The 17,792-nt window shown below is 66.2% G+C and carries 16 protein-coding genes; 6 read left to right on the top strand and 10 right to left on the bottom strand.

Going from position 1 to position 17,792, the window contains the following annotated elements:
- Positions 1 to 9 precede the first annotated feature (9 nt).
- The 3 genes from BO996_RS21915 to BO996_RS21905 all read right to left on the bottom strand — a co-directional run bounded on the left by BO996_RS21915 (position 10) and on the right by BO996_RS21905 (position 2,795).
- Positions 10 to 768 (bottom strand): 3-hydroxyacyl-CoA dehydrogenase, encoded by a 759-nt coding sequence (locus BO996_RS21915; protein WP_013801611.1) that lies wholly within the window; start codon positions 766 to 768, stop codon positions 10 to 12.
- Positions 769 to 899: 131 nt separating this feature from the next.
- The gene (locus BO996_RS21910; protein WP_012206542.1) at positions 900 to 1,946 is read right to left on the bottom strand and encodes a Fe(3+) ABC transporter substrate-binding protein; all 1,047 of its coding nucleotides are present in this window, start codon (positions 1,944 to 1,946) and stop codon (positions 900 to 902) included.
- A gap of 300 nt (positions 1,947 to 2,246) precedes the next feature.
- Complete coding sequence (locus tag BO996_RS21905; protein WP_013801612.1) at positions 2,247 to 2,795, bottom strand: phasin family protein; 549 nt, start codon at positions 2,793 to 2,795, stop codon at positions 2,247 to 2,249.
- 322 nt (positions 2,796 to 3,117) lie between these two features.
- Between BO996_RS21905 and BO996_RS21900 the strand changes: the two genes are divergently transcribed.
- The 6 genes from BO996_RS21900 (at position 3,118) to BO996_RS21875 (ending at position 10,233) form a co-directional block, all read left to right on the top strand.
- Complete coding sequence (locus tag BO996_RS21900) at positions 3,118 to 3,579, top strand: acyl-CoA thioesterase (protein ID WP_034394994.1); 462 nt, start codon at positions 3,118 to 3,120, stop codon at positions 3,577 to 3,579.
- A 115-nt stretch (positions 3,580 to 3,694) separates the two neighbouring features.
- Complete coding sequence (pncB, locus tag BO996_RS21895) at positions 3,695 to 4,915, top strand: nicotinate phosphoribosyltransferase (protein WP_012206539.1); 1,221 nt, start codon at positions 3,695 to 3,697, stop codon at positions 4,913 to 4,915.
- Positions 4,916 to 4,976: 61 nt separating this feature from the next.
- Complete coding sequence (locus BO996_RS21890) at positions 4,977 to 6,404, top strand: sodium:proton antiporter (protein ID WP_071956411.1); 1,428 nt, start codon at positions 4,977 to 4,979, stop codon at positions 6,402 to 6,404.
- A gap of 37 nt (positions 6,405 to 6,441) precedes the next feature.
- A complete protein-coding gene (locus tag BO996_RS21885) occupies positions 6,442 to 7,449 on the top strand; it encodes a 2-hydroxyacid dehydrogenase (protein WP_034394999.1) in 1,008 nt (335 codons plus the stop codon).
- Between the two features lie 110 nt (positions 7,450 to 7,559).
- Positions 7,560 to 9,050, top strand: a complete 1,491-nt coding sequence (locus BO996_RS21880) for a DNA recombination protein RmuC (RefSeq protein ID WP_071957194.1) — start codon at positions 7,560 to 7,562, stop codon at positions 9,048 to 9,050.
- Between the two features lies 1 nt (position 9,051).
- Positions 9,052 to 10,233, top strand: coding sequence for an MFS transporter (locus BO996_RS21875; RefSeq protein ID WP_013801618.1), 1,182 nt, complete (start codon positions 9,052 to 9,054; stop codon positions 10,231 to 10,233).
- A 69-nt stretch (positions 10,234 to 10,302) separates the two neighbouring features.
- On the opposite strand, the gene BO996_RS21870 is transcribed toward BO996_RS21875, so the two are convergent.
- From BO996_RS21870 to BO996_RS21840, 7 genes are all read right to left on the bottom strand, one after another.
- Entirely contained in the window at positions 10,303 to 11,187 is an 885-nt protein-coding gene (locus BO996_RS21870) for an LOG family protein (RefSeq protein ID WP_071957193.1), read from the bottom strand.
- A gap of 227 nt (positions 11,188 to 11,414) precedes the next feature.
- Positions 11,415 to 11,798, bottom strand: coding sequence for a monovalent cation/H(+) antiporter subunit G (locus BO996_RS21865; RefSeq protein ID WP_012206533.1), 384 nt, complete (start codon positions 11,796 to 11,798; stop codon positions 11,415 to 11,417).
- Entirely contained in the window at positions 11,795 to 12,073 is a 279-nt protein-coding gene (locus BO996_RS21860) for a K+/H+ antiporter subunit F (protein ID WP_012206532.1), read from the bottom strand. Before BO996_RS21860 ends, BO996_RS21865 begins: the two co-directional genes overlap by 4 nt.
- Positions 12,070 to 12,561, bottom strand: a complete 492-nt coding sequence (locus tag BO996_RS21855) for a Na+/H+ antiporter subunit E (RefSeq protein ID WP_012206531.1) — start codon at positions 12,559 to 12,561, stop codon at positions 12,070 to 12,072. The genes BO996_RS21860 and BO996_RS21855 overlap by 4 nt, the downstream gene beginning before the upstream one ends.
- Positions 12,558 to 14,354, bottom strand: a complete 1,797-nt coding sequence (locus tag BO996_RS21850) for a monovalent cation/H+ antiporter subunit D (RefSeq protein WP_012206530.1) — start codon at positions 14,352 to 14,354, stop codon at positions 12,558 to 12,560. The genes BO996_RS21855 and BO996_RS21850 overlap by 4 nt, the downstream gene beginning before the upstream one ends.
- Entirely contained in the window at positions 14,351 to 14,716 is a 366-nt protein-coding gene (locus BO996_RS21845) for a Na+/H+ antiporter subunit C (protein WP_012206529.1), read from the bottom strand. The genes BO996_RS21850 and BO996_RS21845 overlap by 4 nt, the downstream gene beginning before the upstream one ends.
- Positions 14,716 to 17,694 (bottom strand): monovalent cation/H+ antiporter subunit A, encoded by a 2,979-nt coding sequence (locus BO996_RS21840; RefSeq protein ID WP_034395005.1) that lies wholly within the window; start codon positions 17,692 to 17,694, stop codon positions 14,716 to 14,718. Before BO996_RS21840 ends, BO996_RS21845 begins: the two co-directional genes overlap by 1 nt.
- Positions 17,695 to 17,792: the final 98 nt, after the last annotated feature.

The raw sequence follows: 17,792 nt of genomic DNA, 5'->3' as shown, positions 1-17,792 counted from the left end.
AGGGGGTGCTTACTTCGGCGCCAGACGAATGGCCCCATCCAGCCGGATCACCTCGCCATTGAGCATGTCGTTGTCCAGAATGTGGCGCACCAGCTTGGCATAGTCCTGGGGCGTGCCCAGGCGGCTGGGGAAGGGCACGCCGGCGGCCAGCGCGTCCTGCACTTCCTGCGGCATGCCGAACAGCATGGGCGTGCCGAAGATGCCGGGGGCAATCGTCATGTTGCGGATGCCGTTGCGCGCCAGGTCGCGCGCAATGGGCAGCGTCATGCCGACCACGCCGCCCTTGGACGCCGCATAGGCCGCCTGGCCGATCTGGCCGTCGTAGGCGGCCACGCTGGCCGTGGAGATCAGCACGCCGCGCTCGCCCGTGCTCTCGGGCTCGTTGGCCGACATGGCGGTGGCGGCCAGGCGGATCATGTTGAAGCTGCCGATCAGGTTGACCGTGATGGTCTTGGAGAACAGCGCCAGGTTGTGCGCGCCGTTCTTGCCCACGGTCTTCTCGGCGGGCGCAATGCCTGCGCAGTTGACCAGGCCTGCCAGCTTGCCCAGGCTCACGGCCTTGTCCACCACGGCCTGGCCATCGGCTTCCTGGCTCACGTCGCATTTGACGAAGACGCCACCGATCTCGCGCGCCACGGCCTCGCCCTTGTCCGCCTGCATGTCGGCAATCACCACCTTGCCGCCCTCGGCCGCCAGCATGCGCGCCGTGCCTTCGCCCAGCCCGGAGGCGCCGCCCGTGACGATGAATACCCGGTCCTTGATCTGCATGGAATGTCTCCTTGGTTATCTGACGTTGACGTAAACGTAACTCTCAAATTATGCATGCAGCCCCGGCCGCAGCCATGCCGCGCCCAAGAAAAAGCCCGGCAGTGCCGGGCTGGTGATGGGCGCGATGGGGGTTACTGGAACCCGGCGCGGTCCAGCATTTGCTGGACCTTGGTCATGTTCTTGCCCACGGCCGTGATCGGGATGGTCTCGCTCTTGAAGGGCTTGCCGCCGGTCATTTCCTTGAGTGCGGGATTGTCCAGTTCCACGCCCTTGGCTGCGGGCCACTCGTTGTTGCCGTTGGCAAAGTAGTTCTGGGCGGCGGGGCTGGCCAGGTACTCCAGGAACTTGACGGCGTTGTCCTTGTTCTTGGCATGGCGTGCCACCGCGCCGCCTGCGATGTTCAGGTGCGTGCCCCAGCTGGACTGGTTGGGGAAGACCACGCCGATCTTGCCGACCACGGCCTGGTCCTCAGGCTTGCCCGAGCGCATCATGCGCGCCAGGTAGTAGCTGTTGGTCACGCCGATGGTGCATTCGCCCGAGGCCACGGCCTTGATCTGGTCGGTGTCGCCACCCTTGGGCGGGCGGGCCAGGTTGGCCTTCATGCCCTGGATCCAGCCTTCGGCCTTCTGGTCGCCCATGTGCTCGACCACGGTGCCGAACAGGCTCAGATTGTAGGGATGCGAGCCCGAGCGGATGCACAGCTGGCCCTTGAACTTGGGGTCGGCCAGCGATTCGTAGTTCTGCACGTCGGCGGGCTGGACCTTGGCCTTGTTGTAGACGATGACGCGGGCACGTGTGGACAGGCCGAACCAGCTGATGCCATCGGCCGTGGGCTGGGCGCGCAGGTTGGAGGGGATGGCGTCTTCCAGCAGCTTGGAGTGGATGGGCTGGAACAGGCCATCGACCTCGCCGCGGTACAGGCGTGCGGCATCGACCAGCAGGATCACGTCGGCCGGCGAGGCCTGGCCCTCGGCCTTCAGGCGCGCAATGATGCCGGCGTCGTCGCCGTCCACGCGGTTGATCTTGATGCCGGTGGCCTTGGTGAAGCCGTTGTACAGCTCCTCGTCCGTGGAGTAGTGGCGCGCGGAGTAGAGGTTGACGACCTGGGAGTCGGCAATGGCTGTGCCGGCAGCCACCAGGGCGCAAGCGGCAAACAGGGCTTTCAGGGATTTCGACATGAAGACAGGCCTCTCTTTGTTGGCAAAGCGCGATGATAGGTCAAACGCGAATTGTTCTTAATAAAGGGTGGGGCCCGTCTAAGGGCTTGTGCGCGGTGGTCCCTGGTGGGCCGTGAGCCAAGGCGCGCGAAAAGCGCACGAAAAAAAACCCAGTCCAAAGACTGGGTTTGAAAGGATCCAGAAACGGGGGTTTCAAGAGGATCCAAGGAGACAACTGGTCAGGTCTTTCGACCCGGGATGCGTGCAATTATGCGGGTAATCACTGATTCTTGCACGAAGCCCCGTTGTAAGACAGCGTGATCAACGCTTGCGGGTCTGGGCCGACTGGACGGCTTCGTTGGCGGTGTTGGTCACGGCCGTGAAGTTGGCTTCCGCCAGGTCCGAAGCCTGCTTGACGGCCTTTTGCACCGACTCGAAGGCATTGTTGGCAGCCGACACGGCGCTCTTCATCACGGCAACGGCGGTCTCGGAACCGGCGGGTGCGTTCTTGGCCGTGGTGTCCACCAGGGCGCTGAAGTTCTTTTGCAGGTCGGAAGCCTGGCTTTCGAAGGTCTTGGCCAGTTCGGCGCCGGTGCCGCTGGCGATGTCGTACAGGTGACGGCTGTAGGCAGCGGTCTTTTCAGCCAGGGGCTGGAACAGGTTGGCCTGCAGCGACAGCAGTTCCTGTGCGTCCTTGACGCTCAGGACAGCCTGGGTGTGCTGGGCAGCTTCGGTCAGTGCGGCGCGCGAGGCGGTCACATTCAGTTCCACCAGCTTTTCAACGCCTTCGAAGGCCTTGCTCGTCAGGCCGAACAGGGTTTCCAGGTTGGCCTTTTGTGCGCTCAGGATTTGGTCAGGGGTCAAGCTCATGTCAGTCTCCAGAAAAACGGACCACAGGGGTCTCGGGTTACGGGGAATTGCCTGCGCTGACCTGACTGAGTGTCATGTTGCAGTGCAGCATGGGTCTTATTGTAGGGATTGCAAAAAAGGAATCAAGTACCTGATGCTGCGGTGCAGCAAAAAAAATCGGAAAGCTGTGGGTTTTTTGTAAGTCTTTGATTTTGAATTGGTTTTATGTCGGTTTGACGACATTTTCAGTTGGCATGCTTACTCGCCTGGCGAGTGATTGGCAGCAGTGCGCGTCGTGATGGCGACAGTGGCCGGGGACAGGGCGCATTCGGCCGGCGGCACAATGGCCGCCATGAATGAATCGCCCCCGAGCCGCCCCGCGCCGCAGCCCCGTTCGGCCTATGCGGCATTCCGACGCATCAGCACGCGCTGGTCGGACAACGATGTCTACGGGCACGTCAACAACGTCGTCTATTACAGCTGGTTCGATACGGCGGTGAATGCCCATCTGATAGAGCAGGGCGCGCTGGACATTCATGCGGGCGAGACGATAGGACTGGTCATAGAGACCCAATGCAATTACTTCGCCCCGCTGGCCTTTCCGCAGGAGGTGGAGGCCGGCATCCGCGTGGCCCGCATCGGCGGCTCCAGCGTGCGCTACGAGGTGGGGCTGTTTGCGCAGGGTGAGCCGCTGTCGGCCGCAGCCGGGCATTTCGTCCATGTCTATGTGGACCGGCAGACGCGCCGGCCTGCCCAGATTCCGCAGGCGCTGCGCCGGGTGCTGGAGCCGCTGCTGCGCGGTTGATGGCGTTCGGGGCGCATGCAAGGCGCCCGCTCGCAGCGCGGCGGCGTGTGGATGGCCTACACTCGAAAGCTGTCTGCCATCTGACCGCTTGGGCGCCTACCGCCCGGCTCTGTCCATGATCATCACCAGCCTGCTCGATACCGACCTGTACAAATTCACGATGATGCAGGTGGTGCTGCACCAGTTTCCCGGGGCACAGGTCGAGTACCGTTTCAAGTGCCGCAATCCCGGCGTGCAGCTTGCGCCCTATGTGAACGAGATCCGGGCCGAGATCCGCTCGCTGTGCAGCCTGCGGTTCCAGGATGCAGAGCTGGCCTACCTGAGCTCGCTGCGCTTCATCAAGAGCGATTTCGTCGATTTCCTGAGCCTGTTCCATCTCAACGAGAAGTGCGTCACGGTGCAGGCGCTGCCCAATGGCGAGATCGACATCACCATCCGCGGGCCCTGGCTGCACACCATCTTGTTCGAGATTCCCGTGCTGGCCATCGTCAACGAGGTGTACTTCCGCAACACCCAGCCGGTGCCCGATTTTCCCGAGGGCCGGCGCCGGCTGGATGCCAAGATCGCGCTGCTGCAGCAGCCGGGCCTGGAGCAGCTCAAGATTGCCGACTACGGCACGCGCCGCCGCTTTTCGCGGGCCTGGCATGAAGAGGTGCTGCGCGTGCTGTGCGCACGCCTGGGCCGGCCCGGCGCATCCGCGGAGTCCGAGGGGCAGTTCGCGGGCACCAGCAACGTGCTGTATGCCATGAAGCTGGGCGTGCGGCCCCTGGGCACGCTGGCCCATGAATACCTGCAGGCCTGCCAGTCCCTGGGCCCGCGCCTGCGCGACAGCCAGATCTTCGGCTTCGAGTCATGGGCGCGCGAGTACCGGGGCGACCTGGGCATTGCGCTGTCGGATGTCTACGGCATGTCGGCCTTCCTGCGCGATTTCGACCTGTACTTCTGCAAGCTCTTCGATGGCGCGCGCCATGACAGCGGGGACCCGTTCGAGTGGGGCGAGCGGCTGCTGGCCCACTACCGCGCCAACCGCATCGACCCGCTGACCAAGACGCTGATCTTCAGCGACGGCCTGACGGTGCCGCGCACCATCGAGCTGTTCCAGCGCTTCCACGGGCGCTGCCAGCTTGCCTTTGGCATCGGCACCAACCTGACCAATGACCTGGGCGACGCGCCCGACCATGTGCCGCTGCAGATCGTCATCAAGATGACGCGCTGCAACGGCCAGCCCGTGGCCAAGCTCTCGGACACGCCGGGCAAGAGCATGTGCGACGACGAGAAATACCTGGCCTATCTGCGCCAGGTGTTCGAGATCGCGGCGCCCGCGGCACAGACTTGATCGCTGCGCGGCCCGCTGCCAGGAGGGGACAGTGAATACAGAACAAAGAGGAGACGGGACCATGAAGGCCTTGCGTGGATTGTTGGTGCTGCTTGTCGCCAGCGTGCCCTCCTGGGCCCTGGCGGCCGAGATCGATGGCGGCCAGCTGTCGGTGCTCTGGGCCGTGCCCTTTGCGGGCATGCTGCTGTCGATTGCCCTGGTGCCGCTGGTGGCGCCCCATTTCTGGCACCGGCATTTCGGCAAGTTGACGGCGGCCTGGGCGCTGGCCTTCCTGCTGCCCTTTGCAGCGGTGTTCGGTGCGGGTGCGGCCCTGGCCAACCTGGTGCATGCGCTGCTGGCCGAGTACCTGCCCTTCGTGATCCTGCTGACGGCGCTGTACACGGTGTCTGGCGGCATCTATGTGCGCGGCAATCTCAAGGGCTCGCCGGGGCTGAACACCGCCATCCTGGCCATCGGCGCCGTGCTGGCCAGCTTCATGGGAACCACGGGCGCATCGATGCTGCTGATCCGGCCGCTGCTGCGCGCCAACGACAACCGCAGGCACCAGGTGCATGTGGTGGTGTTCTTCATCTTCATCGTCTCCAATGCCGGGGGCTCGCTGACGCCGCTGGGCGACCCGCCGCTGTTCCTGGGCTTTCTCAAGGGCGTGGACTTCTTCTGGACGGTGCGCCACATCTTCACCGAGACCCTGTTCCTGGTCGGCGTGCTGCTGGCGCTGTTCTACGCGATCGACACCTGGCTGCTGCGCAAGGCCGGCGAGGCGGACCTGCCCGATCCCACGCCCAGCATCGACGCCTCGGGCCGCGCCAGCCGCCTGGGCTTCGATGGCAGCGTGAACTTCGCGCTGCTGCTGGCCGTGGTGGCCCTGGTGCTGATGAGCGGCCTGTGGCGCACCGATGCAGGGCTGGTGCTGGCCGGCACGCATGTGGGCCTGCCGGGGCTGGTGCGCGATGCTGGGCTGATCGTGGTGGCGCTGCTGTCCCTGCGGCTCACGCCGCGCAGCGTGCACCAGGCCAACGAATTCGGCTGGGGGCCGATGCAGGAAGTGGCCAAGCTGTTCGCGGGCATCTTCCTGACCATCATCCCCGTGATCGCCATGCTCAAGGCGGGCACGGGCGGGCCGTTCGGCGCCATCGTGGGTGCCGTCACGCGCGCCGACGGCACGCCCGATCCGCTGATGTACTTCTGGGCCACGGGCCTGCTGTCCTCCTTCCTCGACAACGCGCCGACCTACCTGGTGTTCTTCAACACCGCAGGGGGCGATGCCGCGCAGCTGATGACCACGATGGCCTCCACGCTGGCGGCCATCTCCGCGGGCGCGGTGTTCATGGGTGCCAACACCTATATCGGCAACGCGCCCAATCTGATGGTCAAGGCCATTGCCGAGGAGCGCGGCGTGAAGATGCCCAGCTTCTTCGGCTACATGGCCTGGTCGCTGGGCATTCTGGTGCCGCTGTTCGTATTGATGAGCTTCATCTGGTTCCGCTGAAGAACCGCCTCCCGCCAAGACAAGGAAAGAGACAGACATGGCAAGCAAACCCCGCATCCTGATCGCCCGCGCCATCCCGCCCGAGGTGGTGCGCAAGCTGGAGCAGCACTTCGAGGTCGAGTCCAACCAGGACGACGTGGTCTGGAGCCCGCAGGAGCTGGCCGCGCATCTGCAGGACAAGGACGGCGTGCTGACCACAGGCTCGCAGACCATCGATGCGGCACTGCTGGCGGCCTGCCCGCGGCTGAAGGTCGTGGCCAACATGGCCGTGGGCTACAACAACTTCGACGTGCCTGCGATGACGGCTGCGGGCGTGCAGGGCACGAACGCGCCCGACGTGCTGACCGAGACCACGGCCGACTTCGGCTTTGCCCTGCTCATGGCCACGGCCCGCCGCGTGACCGAGAGCGAGCACTACCTGCGCGCCGGAAAGTGGAACTCCTGGCGCTACGACCTGTTCGCCGGCTCGGAAGTGCACGGCAGCACGCTGGGCATCATCGGCATGGGCCGCATCGGCCAGGGCATTGCCCGGCGCGGTGCGCATGGCTTCGGCATGAAGGTGGTCTATCACAACCGCTCGCGCCTGTCGCCCGAGCTGGAAGCCGAATGCAAGGCCGGCTACGTGGGCAAGGACGAGCTGCTGGCCATGGCCGACCATGTGGTGCTGGTGCTGCCCTACACCAAGGAAAACCACCACACCATAGGCGCGGCCGAGATCGCAAGGATGAAGCCCACGGCCACGCTGATCAACATCGCGCGTGGCGGCATCGTCGATGACGCGGCGCTGGCCAGGGCGCTGCGCGACAGGACCATTGCCGCCGCCGGCCTGGACGTGTTCGAGGGCGAGCCCTCGGTCCATCCCGACCTGCTGACCGTGCCCAATGTCGTGCTGACCCCGCACATCGCCAGCGCCACCATGGGCACGCGCAGCGCCATGGCCGAGCTGGCAGCCGACAACCTGATCGACTTTCTGAGCGGCAAGGGCCCGCGCACGCCCGTCAACCAGCCCGAGGCGGCGGCCGCAGGCGCGCGCGCCAAGGCCTGAGTGCCGTATTCCGACAATCGCGGGAAGGCTGGCCCTGGCCGCTTCCCGCTGCATGGAGCTGAAGCAAGATCTTGACCCAGATATCCGGAGTGTGGTGGGCGGCATGGGCCGTGCTGCTGTTGGGGCAGGCGGCCGTGATCTGGCTGCTGTGCAGGCGCTCGGCGCAGCGCGATGACGGGGTGGCGCCGCAGCAGTTGCTGCAGGCGCTGCAGATGCTGGATGTGCGGCTGCAGCAGCTCGAGCGCGGCGCCCAGGCCACGCAGATGGCCGTGGCCAAGAGCGACGGTGGTCTGGACCGCGTGTCGCAGCAGCTGCAGGCCCATCTGGCCCAGGCCCAGCTCGATGCACAGGCCGCGCGGCGCGAGCAGGGCGAGGCGCTGGCAGCCTTTCGCATGGAACTGGGCCGGCTCACCGTGCGCCTGGCCTCCGACAGCGCCCAGGCCCGCGAGGCCCAGGGCGAAAGCACGCAGCGCTTCAACGCCCATGTGCAGGAGCGTTTCGAGGCGCTGGCGCAGACCACGCGCAGCACGCTGGACTCCCTCAAGAACGACATCCAGCAGCAGCTGGGCGGGCTGGCGCAGTCCAGCCAGGTCCATGCCGAACAGCTGCGCGGCACGCTCAACGAGCGCCTGGCCACCATCCAGTCGGACAACGCGGCGCGGCTGGAGGAGATGCGGCGCACGGTGGACGAGAAGCTGCATGCCACGCTGGAGCAGCGCCTGGGCGAATCGTTCAAGCTGGTCAGCGACCGGCTGGAGCAGGTGCACAAGGGCCTGGGGGAGATGCAGACGCTGGCCGGCAGCGTGGGCGATCTCAAGCGCGTGATGACCAATGTGAAGACGCGCGGCACCTGGGGCGAGCTGCAGCTGGGCGCCATCATCGAGAACGTGCTCACGCCCGAGCAGTACGCGCGCAACGTCAAGACCGTGCCCGGCAGCGACGACATGGTGGAGTTCGCCATCCGCCTGCCCGGGCGCAGCGACGAGACGCCGGTCTGGCTGCCCATCGATGCCAAGTACCCGGTCGAGCAGTACCAGCGCCTGCTCGACGCCCAGGATGCGGCCGACAAGGCGGCAATTGCCTCGGCCGGCAATGCCTTCGAGGCATCGATCAAGTTCGAGGCCCGCAAGATCCATGGCAAGTATGTGAGCCCGCCCCACACCACGGACTTTGCCGTGCTCTACCTGCCCACGGAAGGCCTGTTTGCCGAGGTCATGCGCCGCCCCGGCCTGGTCGAGGCCGTGCAAAACGGCTGCCGCGTGATGGTCACCGGCCCGGCCAATCTGGCGGCCATGCTCAGCAGCCTGCAGATGGGCTTCAAGACGCTGGCCATCGAAAAGCGCTCCTCCGAGGTCTGGGCCGTGCTGGGCCAGGTCAAGACCGAGTTCGCCAAGTTCGGCGAGGTGGTGGATGCCACGCGCAAATCCATCGATGCCGCCGCCAAGCGCTTCGAGCAGGTGGGTGTGCGCACGCGCGCCATCCAGCGGCAATTGCGCGATGTGCAGGAGCTGCCCGCGCCGGCCTCGAGCGCAGGGCTGCCCGGTCTGCCGGACGACAAGGACACGGCGGCAGGCATGGAGCCAGGGTCGGAGCAGGACTGAGATGAATCTGGCGCTGTTCAAAGTCATCATGGCCCAGGTCAGCGTGCACGCCACCATGGCCGGCATGCGGCTGGCCGCGCCTTTGCTGGCGCTGCAGCAGGGCTACAGCGCGGCGGCCGTGGGGATCTTGCTGGCGCTGTTTGCGCTGACCCAGGTGTTCCTGGCGCTGCCGGCCGGGCGCTTTGCGGACAAGCATGGTTTTCGCAAGCCGTTTTTCCTGTCCATGCTGGCGGCCAGCGGCGGCTGTGCGCTGGCGCTGGCGTTTCCGGTCTATCCCGTGCTGTGTCTGGTGGCGCTGCTGACGGGCGGTGCCAGCGGCGCGGTGGTGATTGCCGTGCAGCGCCATGCGGGGCGGGTCACCCACGATGCGTTGGCGCTCAAGAAGGTGTTCAGCTGGCTGGCCATAGGTCCGGCCATCTCCAATTTCATCGGGCCCTTCAGCACGGGGCTGCTGATCGATCACGCGAATTTTGGCGGCGAGGGCAGCACCATGGGCTACCGCGTCGCCTTCGGCCTGCTGGCCCTGGTGCCCGTGCTGGCCTGGAGCTGGGTGCGCCACACGCAGGAGCTGCCGCCCGTGCGCGCGCCCATCGGCGGCCCCAAGCAGCATGCCTGGGACCTGCTGCGCGACCGCAACTTCCGCAACCTGCTGCTGGTCAACTGGTTGCAGTCGGCGTGCTGGGATGTGCACACCTTCGTGCTGCCGCTGCTGGGCCATGAGAAGGGGCTGAGCGCCTCGGTCATCGGCACGCTGCTGGGCATTTTTGCCGTGGCGGCCGCCGCCATCCGCCTGGCCATGCCGCTGGTGGCCGAGCGCCTGCGCGAAGGCGCCGTGATCTCCGGCGCCATGGCCATCACCGCCTTCGTCTTTGCGCTGTACCCCTTCATGGACTCGGCACTGACCATGGGCGTGTGCTCGGTGCTGCTGGGCTTTTCGCTGGGCTCGGTGCAGCCCATGGTCATGAGCATGCTGCACCAGATCACGCCCGAGCACCGCCATGGCGAGGCGCTGGGCCTGCGGCTCATGGCCATCAATGCCTCCAGCGTGGCCATGCCCGTGCTGTTCGGCTCGGCGGGGGCGCTGATCGGCGTGTCTGCGCTGTTCTGGGTGGTGGGCGCGGCCGTGGCCTCGGGCATCCGCACGGCCTGGTTCATGGGGCTGCCGCCGCGCAAGCCGGAATGAAAAAGGCGACCTGCGCCTTGGTGCGCAGATCGCCTTGCGATGCGTTGGCGGCCTGCCGGCCGCTGCGGCTTACCAGCCGCCAGCGTGGAACTGCTTGATCAGCGCCCAGGCCTCCACCGGATCATCGGTATACCGGAACAGCTGCAGGTCCTTGGGCGAGATCGTGCCTTCCTCGATCATCAGGTCGATGTTGAGCAGGCGCTTCCAGAACTCGGTGCCAAAAAGGATCACAGGCACGGAATGCGTCTTGCCGGTCTGCATCAGGGTCAGCACCTCGAACAGCTCGTCCAGCGTTCCGAAGCCGCCGGGGAAGGCCACCAGGGCCTTGGCGCGCATCATGAAATGCATCTTGCGCAAGGCGAAGTAGTGGAACTTGAAGCTCAGGTCCGGCGAGATGAAGCGATTGCCGTTTTGCTCGTGCGGCAGCTCGATGTTCAGGCCGATGCTGGGCGCGCCCACATCATGGGCGCCACGGTTGGCCGCCTCCATGATGCCGGGGCCGCCGCCGGTGCAGATATAGAGCCGCTCCTCGGGCGGCTGGTTCAGGCTGTCGGCGGCCACGATGCGCGTGAAGGCGCGGGCCTGCTCGTAGCGGTGGGCGTTGCGCACGGCGCGCTCGGCCACTGCAATGCGCTGGGCATCGCCGCTGGCCTGCGCGTCGGCCAGTTGCTGCTCGGCCTGCTCCAGGTCCACGAAGCGCGCGCTGCCATAGACCACGACGGTGTTTTCTATGCCGCGTTCGATCTGGGCCAGGTCGGGCTTGAGCAGCTCCAGCTGCATGCGGATGCCGCGGGTCTCGCGGCGGAACATGAATTCCGGGTCCGCGAAGGCGAGGCGATTGGAATTCTGCTGCAATGCCATGCCGTTGTGCGCCTGGTTGTGAAGGGCCGACCAGCCGTTGGCCAGATCGGTATCGGTCAGGGGGAAGAGATTTGCATGAACCCTCGTACACAGAAAAACCCAGGGCGGCCACGCCTGTGGCCGTTCCATCAAATGCGTTGCCAGCGCAGATGATGACTGCACTATACGCTCACAAACTCATAGCCGCGGGGCTCGCGTATCCGTTGCTTTGCGCATTGACGGGGCCGGTGGCAGATTCGTATGCTGAGCAGTTGGGCAGGGCTTGGGCCTGGGGCCCGCCACCAGCGATGGGCGGGCATTTTCAGGCGCCGCAAGCGATTTCAGACGTCCGGGTGCTCGGCCGGTTCGTTGCGCACGACGGTGCTCAGCGGCGGCGGCACGTCCTGGCCCGCACGGCGCGCGCGGAACAGGGCTGCGCGCATCAGGAAGATGGTGGTGATGGGCACGGTCACGGAAATGAAGACCGCAATCAGCAGCGCATGCACGGCCAGGCTCTGGCCGCTGACGGAAAAGTAGATCCAGGTGGCATGCATGATCAGCCAGCAGCCCATGGTGGCGATGATGGAGGGCGCATGCACGCGCTCGAAATAGCTGCCCAGCCGCCACAGTCCCATGGAGCCCAGGAAGGCGATGATGGCGCCGCCCAGCGCCAGCGCGGCAACCAGGATCTGGCACCACAGCGGCAGTGTGGTCTCCGGCGTCATTCGATCACCTCGCCGCGCAGCAGGAACTTGGCCATGGCGGTGGAGCCCACGCAGCCGAACAGTGCGACCAGCAAGGCCGCCTCGAAGTAGCTTGTGCTGTCGTAGATGATGCCCATGAGCAGCATGGCCAGCATGCCGTTGAGGTACATGCAGTCCAGCGCCAGCACGCGGTCCTGGGCGTGCGGGCCCTTGAGCAGGCGCAGCACGGCGCAGCCCATGGCCGCGACCAGCAGGCCCAGCGCGAACATCAAAGTCCAGTGGAACCAGGGCATCATTCGAAAATCTCCATCAGGGGGCGCTCGTAGCAACGCTTGACGTGCTGGACGATCTCCTCGGGATCATCGACCTCCAGCACATGCAGCATGAGCTGCGAGCGGTCGCGCGAGATCTCGGCCCAGGCCGTGCCGGGCGTGATGCACACGATCATGGCGAGCACGGCCAGGCCGTTGGGGTCGCGCAGTTCCAGCGGGATGCGCACGAAGTTGGCCGGGTGCTTGCGCATGCCCGGAAACAGCATGAAGCGCACGACGTTGAAGTTGGACACCGAGGTGTCCCAGACCACGCGCAGCGCCAGGCGCAGGATGGTCAGCGGATGGCGCACCCGCACGGGCAAGGGGCGCAGGCCGCGCAGCAGCAGCGGCAGCAGCAGGCCCAGCAATGCACCGAGCAGGATCTGTCCACTGCTGAACGAACGGTTGAGCAGCAGCCACAGCAGGAACAGCGCCACCGACAGCAGCGGCGCGGGCAGCAAGGTTTTCATCATCGGGAATCCTCCTTGCCCGCCGTCGTGCCTGCATCGCCTATGCCTGCGGGTATGGGCGCGCCACTGGCCTGGGCCGCGGCGCGTGCCGCGCCTTCGGGCCCGGCTTCCAGGCGGGCCTTCTTTTCTGCCGGGCTGGGCTCGGGCTGCGTGCCCATGACGGAGCGTACATAGACATCGGGCGCCAGCAGCGCATCGGCCGCGCGCTGGGTGTAGCCCATCAGTTCGCCGCCGCGCATCGTCAGTGCCACGCAGCAGGCCAGCAGCAAGGCGATGGGCAGGCCTTCGACCACGCGCAGCGAGGGGGAGTTCTGCTCCTCGGTCGCCCAGAAGTGGCGTATGCCGGCGCGCACCAGCGACAGCAGGGCCAGCAGCCCGGTGATGATCATCAGCGCCACCAGCACCCAGCCGGCCCAGCCGGCCTGGAAGCCGCTGGAGTTGCCCAGGCCCAGCGGGTTGAGCAGGGCAGACAGCATGGCGAACTTGCCCACGAAGCCCGACAGCGGGGGCAGGCCGGTAACCACCAGGGTGGCCAGCATGAAGCTCAGGCCGATGAAGGCGGCTGCGGCGGGAATGGCGCGGCCGATCAGCACCTCTTCGGATTCGTCAAGGTTGAATCCCTCGGTGGGAAGCAGCTCGGCGTTGAGGAAGGGCGCCTCATCGTCTTCATAGGGCTCGCCCGCGTCGTCGTCCACGCGCCAGCGGTCCACCACGTCGGCAATCAGGAAGAGCGCGCTCACGGCCAGGGTGGAGCTGGGCAGGTAGTACAGCAGCCCCGCCGTCAGCGCGTTCTGGCCAAAGCCCGTGGCAGCCAGCAGGGTGCCTGACGACAGGATGGCCGCAAAGCCCGCGATATGCGTCAGGCGCTGCGAGCCCAGCATGCCCAGGCCGCCGAAGGCCATGGTCAGCATGCCGCCGACGATCAGCCAGGTGCTGCCGAACAGGGCGGAGGACCCGGCCTCGGAGCTGAACAGCAGCGTCCACAGCCGCAGCACCACGTAGACGCCCACCTTGGTCATGAGCGCGAACACGGCACCGACGGGCGCGGTGGCCGCGCTGTAGGCCGGCACCAGCCAGAAGTTCAGCGGCCACATGGCCGCCTTGGTCAGGAAGGCGATGCCCAGGATGGCCGCTGCCGAATGCAGCAGCCCGCGGTCGGCACTGCTGATCTGGGGAATGGCGCGCGCCAGGTCGGCCATGTTCAGCGTGCCGGTCAGGCCGTAGAGCATGGACACGCCGATGAGGAACAGCGACGAGGCGGCCAGGTTGATGGCGATGTAGTGCAGGCCCGCCTGGATGCGCGCCCGGCCCGAGCCATGCAGCAACAGGCCGTAGGAGGCCGCGAGCATGATCTCGAAGAACACGAACAGGTTGAACAGGTCCGCCGTGAGGAAGGCGCCGCTCAGGCCCATCAGCTGGAACTGGAACAGCGAGTGAAAGTGCATCCCCGCGCGGTGCCAGCGGGCGCTGGAGAAGATCAGCGAGGCCAGGGCCACCGTGTAGGTCAGCACCAGCATCATGCCGGTCAGGCGGTCCAGCGCCAGCGAGATGCCGAAGGGCATGGGCCAGTTGCCCGGCATGTAGACGCCCAGGTTGACGGGTGCGCCGGCCTGGTCGGTCCACAGCATCAGCAGCACGGCCACGCCCAGGCCCAGCACGGTGGACACCAGGCCAAGGGCGAACTTCACGCGCTGGCGCTCCTCGCGCAGCAGCAGCATCAGCGCTGCCGAGAGCATGGGCAGCACGATGGGCGCCAGCATCAGGTGCGGCATGAGACGGGCGGTCAGCTCGTTCATGGCATCTCCTGCTCGGTGCGGGAATGGGCTCCGTCCACATGGTCGGTGGCGGTGGTGCCGCGCGAGGCCAGCAGCACCACCAGGAACAGCGCCGTCATGGCAAAGCCGATCACGATGGCCGTGAGCACCAGCGCCTGGGGCATGGGATCGGCATAGTGCGCGAGATCCTGCGGTACGCCGGCCCGCAGCACGGGCTCCTTGTCAATGGCCAGGCCCTGGCGGCCCATGCTGAAGATGAACAGGTTGACCGCATACGACAGCAGGGCCAGCCCCATGATGACCTGGTAGGTCCGTGGGCGCAGCAGCAGCCACACGCCCGAGCCGGTCAGTACGCCGATGGCAATGGCAAGCACGACTTCCATCAGAAACCTCCTCGCGCCAGGGCTGCGGCGGTGGCTTGCTGCACGGCGGCTTCGGCCTCCTCGGCCTGTTGTTGCTGCTCCTCCAGCAGGCGGGCGTGGTAGCGGTGGCTGCGCACCGATTGGTGGGCGATGGCCGTCAGAATGAGCATGGTTGCGCCCACCACCAGCGAGAACACACCGATGTCGAAGAACAGGGCGCTGGCGAGATGCACGTCGCCGACGACTGGCAGGGTCATATGGAAGGTGTGGCTGGTGAGGAAGGGATAGCCGGCCACGATGGAGCCCATGCCGGTACCCAGTGCGAACAGCAGGCCGACACCGATCCATCGGCGCGGGAAGATCGGCAAGTGGGCCTCGACCCACTGCGTGCCGGAGATGATGTACTGCATCAGCAAGGCGACCGAGAACACCAGGCCGGCGACGAAGCCGCCTCCGGGTTCGTTGTGGCCGCGCATGAAGATGTAGACCGAGACCAGGGCCGCGAAAGGCAGCAGCAGGCGGACCAGCACGGCGGGCACCATCAGGTAGCCCACGGCCGTATCGCCGGCATTGCGCGGATTGAACAGATCGGTCTGCAGGTCGCCTGGCACGTAGCGCTGCTGTTCGGGCAGGTCCAGCGTCTCGCGGGCCGGGCGGAAGCGCCGCAGCAGGGCATAGACCACCAGGGCCACGATGCCCAGCACCACGATTTCGCCGAAGGTGTCGAAGCCACGGAAGTCCACCAGCATGACGTTGACCACATTGGTGCCGCCGCCGTCGCTGAGCGCATGTTCGAGGAAGAAGGTGGAGGCGCCGTCATAGAAGGGGCGGCTCATCATGGCGAAGGCCAGCCAGGCCATGCCGCCCCCGGCCACCAGCGACAGCAGCAGGTCGCGCATACGGCGCGAGCGGGCACGCAGCTCGGCGGACAGCACGGGAATGTGCAGGCTCTTGTCGCGCTTGGGCATCCAGCGCAGGCCCAGCAGCATCAGCACCGTGGTGGCGACTTCGACCACCAGCTGGGTCAGCGCCAGATCGGGCGCCGAGAACCACAGGAAGGTCAGGCAGGTGCACAGGCCGGCACCGCCCAGCATGATCAGCGCGGTCAGCCGGTGGTACTTGGCCTTCCAGGCCGTGCCCAGGGCGCAGAGAATGCCCACCGACCACAGCAGCACGAAGGCGGGCGACAGCGGCAGCATGCCCCGATCGCCCAGCTTGATGCCCTGCAGCCACAGCGGCAGAACGCCCGCCAGCACGGCGGTGCACACCAGCCACAGCATCTGCCACTGCAGGCGCATGGTGGACAGGCGCCGGCGCGACCAGCGGCCCAGCAGGGACAGGCGGGCCAGCAGGTTCTCGAAGATGCGCTGGCCGCTGAGCGTGCCCACCAGCGGTGCGGTATCGATATGGCCGGCCTGGCGCTGCCAGCGCAGCAGCATGTACAGCAGGATGCCGCCAATCAGGGCGACCAGGCTCATGATCAAGGGCATGTTCCAGCCGTGCCAGATGGCCAGGCTGTACTCGGGCAGATCGCCGCCGACCACGGGCGTGGCGGCCGCTGCGAGGAAGCTGCCCACCGCCCACGCCGGCAGCATGCCCACCACCAGGCAGGCCAGCACCAGCAATTCGACGGGCACGCGCATCCAGTGCGGCGGCTCGTGCGGCTCGTGCGGCAGGTCGGTGGCCTTGGGACCGAAGAAGACGTCGATGGTGAAGCGCAGCGAATAGGCCACGCTGAACATGCCCGCCACCGTGGCGGCCACCGGCAGGGCCGTGCGCACCCAGGGGGCAGCGTCCAGGTAGACGGTCTCGGCGAAGAACATCTCCTTGGACAGGAAGCCGTTGAGCAGCGGCACGCCCGCCATGGCCGCACTGGCCACGCAGGCCAGCGTGGCCGTGATGGGCATCATGTGCCGCAGGCCCGAGAGGCGGCGGATGTCGCGCGTGCCGCTTTCATGGTCAACGATGCCTGCGGCCATGAACAGCGAGGCCTTGAAGGTCGCGTGGTTCATGATGTGGAACACCGCAGCCACGGCGGCCAGCTTGCTGTTGAGGCCCAGCAGCAGCGTGATCAGGCCCAGGTGGGAAATCGTCGAATAGGCCAGCAATCCCTTGAGATCGTGCTGGAACATGGCCAGATAGCCACCGATGAGCAGCGTTGCCGCGCCGGCTCCGCCCACCAGCCAGAACCAGGCATCGGTGTCGCCCAGCACGGGCCACATGCGCGCCAGCAGGAACACACCCGCCTTGACCATGGTGGCGGAGTGCAGGTAGGCCGACACCGGCGTGGGCGCGGCCATGGCGTGCGGCAGCCAGAAGTGGAAGGGGAACTGCGCGCTCTTAGTCAGTGCGCCCAGCAGGATCAGCACCAGGGCGACCAGGTACAACTGGTGGTCGCGCACCTGCTGGCCGGCGATGAGCACGTTGTCCAGGTCATAGCTGCCCACGATGTGGCCCAGCACCAGCATGCCGGCCAGCATGGCCAGGCCGCCCGTTCCCGTCACCGTCAGCGCCATGCGCGCGCCCCGGCGTGCATCCTTGCGGTGGTGCCAGTATCCGATCAGAAGAAAGGAGAAGAGGCTGGTCAGCTCCCAGAAGAAGGCAATCTGGATGATGTTGCCCGACAGCACCACGCCCGCCATCGCGCCCATGAAGGCCAGAAAGAACGAGAAAAAGCGCGGCACGGGATCCGCCGGCGACATGTAGTAGCGCGCATAAAGCACCACCAGCGAACCGATGCCCAGCACCAGCATGCAGAACATCCAGGCAAAACCGTCCATGCGGATCACCAGATTCAGCCCCAGTGCCGGCAGCCACTCGATCTCCTGGCGCAGCACCTCTCCATCGGCGATCTGGGGGAACAGCAATGCCGTCTGGATGGCGCAGCCGAGGGCAATGACGCCGGCCAGAGTCGATTCCGTATTGCGCGCATTGGCGGGCAGCATCGCGGCAATCAGGCTGCCGATGAAGGGTAGGAGGATGAGGGTGATCAGGGGCATGGGCGGTTCATTTTACGGGCAAGGTTTTTTGCTTCGCTATGAAAACCTGAGCATGTTTCAGGCTATGGCCGCGCATACCCCGAGGGTAGTACGCATGA

The sequence above is a fragment of the Delftia sp. HK171 genome, from assembly GCF_001886655.1.
Lineage (GTDB): Bacteria > Pseudomonadota > Gammaproteobacteria > Burkholderiales > Burkholderiaceae_C > Comamonas > Comamonas acidovorans.
The sequence above is the reverse complement of the archived record's forward strand: the minus strand, read 5'-3'. Positions and strand labels throughout refer to the sequence as shown.

What these genes read in the sequence shown, in the direction of transcription:
- BO996_RS21890 (WP_071956411.1), top strand. Translation starts at nt 4,977, where the DNA reads ATGAAGGCCTTGCGTGGATTGTTGGTGCTGCTTGTCGCCAGCGTGCCC.
- BO996_RS21915 (WP_013801611.1), bottom strand. Translation starts at nt 768, where the DNA reads ATGCAGATCAAGGACCGGGTATTCATCGTCACGGGCGGCGCCTCCGGG.
- BO996_RS21885 (WP_034394999.1), top strand. Translation starts at nt 6,442, where the DNA reads ATGGCAAGCAAACCCCGCATCCTGATCGCCCGCGCCATCCCGCCCGAG.
- BO996_RS21900 (WP_034394994.1), top strand. Translation starts at nt 3,118, where the DNA reads ATGGCCGCCATGAATGAATCGCCCCCGAGCCGCCCCGCGCCGCAGCCC.
- BO996_RS21840 (WP_034395005.1), bottom strand. Translation starts at nt 17,694, where the DNA reads ATGCCCCTGATCACCCTCATCCTCCTACCCTTCATCGGCAGCCTGATT.
- BO996_RS21865 (WP_012206533.1), bottom strand. Translation starts at nt 11,798, where the DNA reads ATGACGCCGGAGACCACACTGCCGCTGTGGTGCCAGATCCTGGTTGCC.
- BO996_RS21860 (WP_012206532.1), bottom strand. Translation starts at nt 12,073, where the DNA reads ATGATGCCCTGGTTCCACTGGACTTTGATGTTCGCGCTGGGCCTGCTG.
- BO996_RS21910 (WP_012206542.1), bottom strand. Translation starts at nt 1,946, where the DNA reads ATGTCGAAATCCCTGAAAGCCCTGTTTGCCGCTTGCGCCCTGGTGGCT.
- BO996_RS21855 (WP_012206531.1), bottom strand. Translation starts at nt 12,561, where the DNA reads ATGATGAAAACCTTGCTGCCCGCGCCGCTGCTGTCGGTGGCGCTGTTC.
- BO996_RS21875 (WP_013801618.1), top strand. Translation starts at nt 9,052, where the DNA reads ATGAATCTGGCGCTGTTCAAAGTCATCATGGCCCAGGTCAGCGTGCAC.
- BO996_RS21845 (WP_012206529.1), bottom strand. Translation starts at nt 14,716, where the DNA reads ATGGAAGTCGTGCTTGCCATTGCCATCGGCGTACTGACCGGCTCGGGC.
- BO996_RS21905 (WP_013801612.1), bottom strand. Translation starts at nt 2,795, where the DNA reads ATGAGCTTGACCCCTGACCAAATCCTGAGCGCACAAAAGGCCAACCTG.
- pncB (WP_012206539.1), top strand. Translation starts at nt 3,695, where the DNA reads ATGATCATCACCAGCCTGCTCGATACCGACCTGTACAAATTCACGATG.
- BO996_RS21850 (WP_012206530.1), bottom strand. Translation starts at nt 14,354, where the DNA reads ATGAACGAGCTGACCGCCCGTCTCATGCCGCACCTGATGCTGGCGCCC.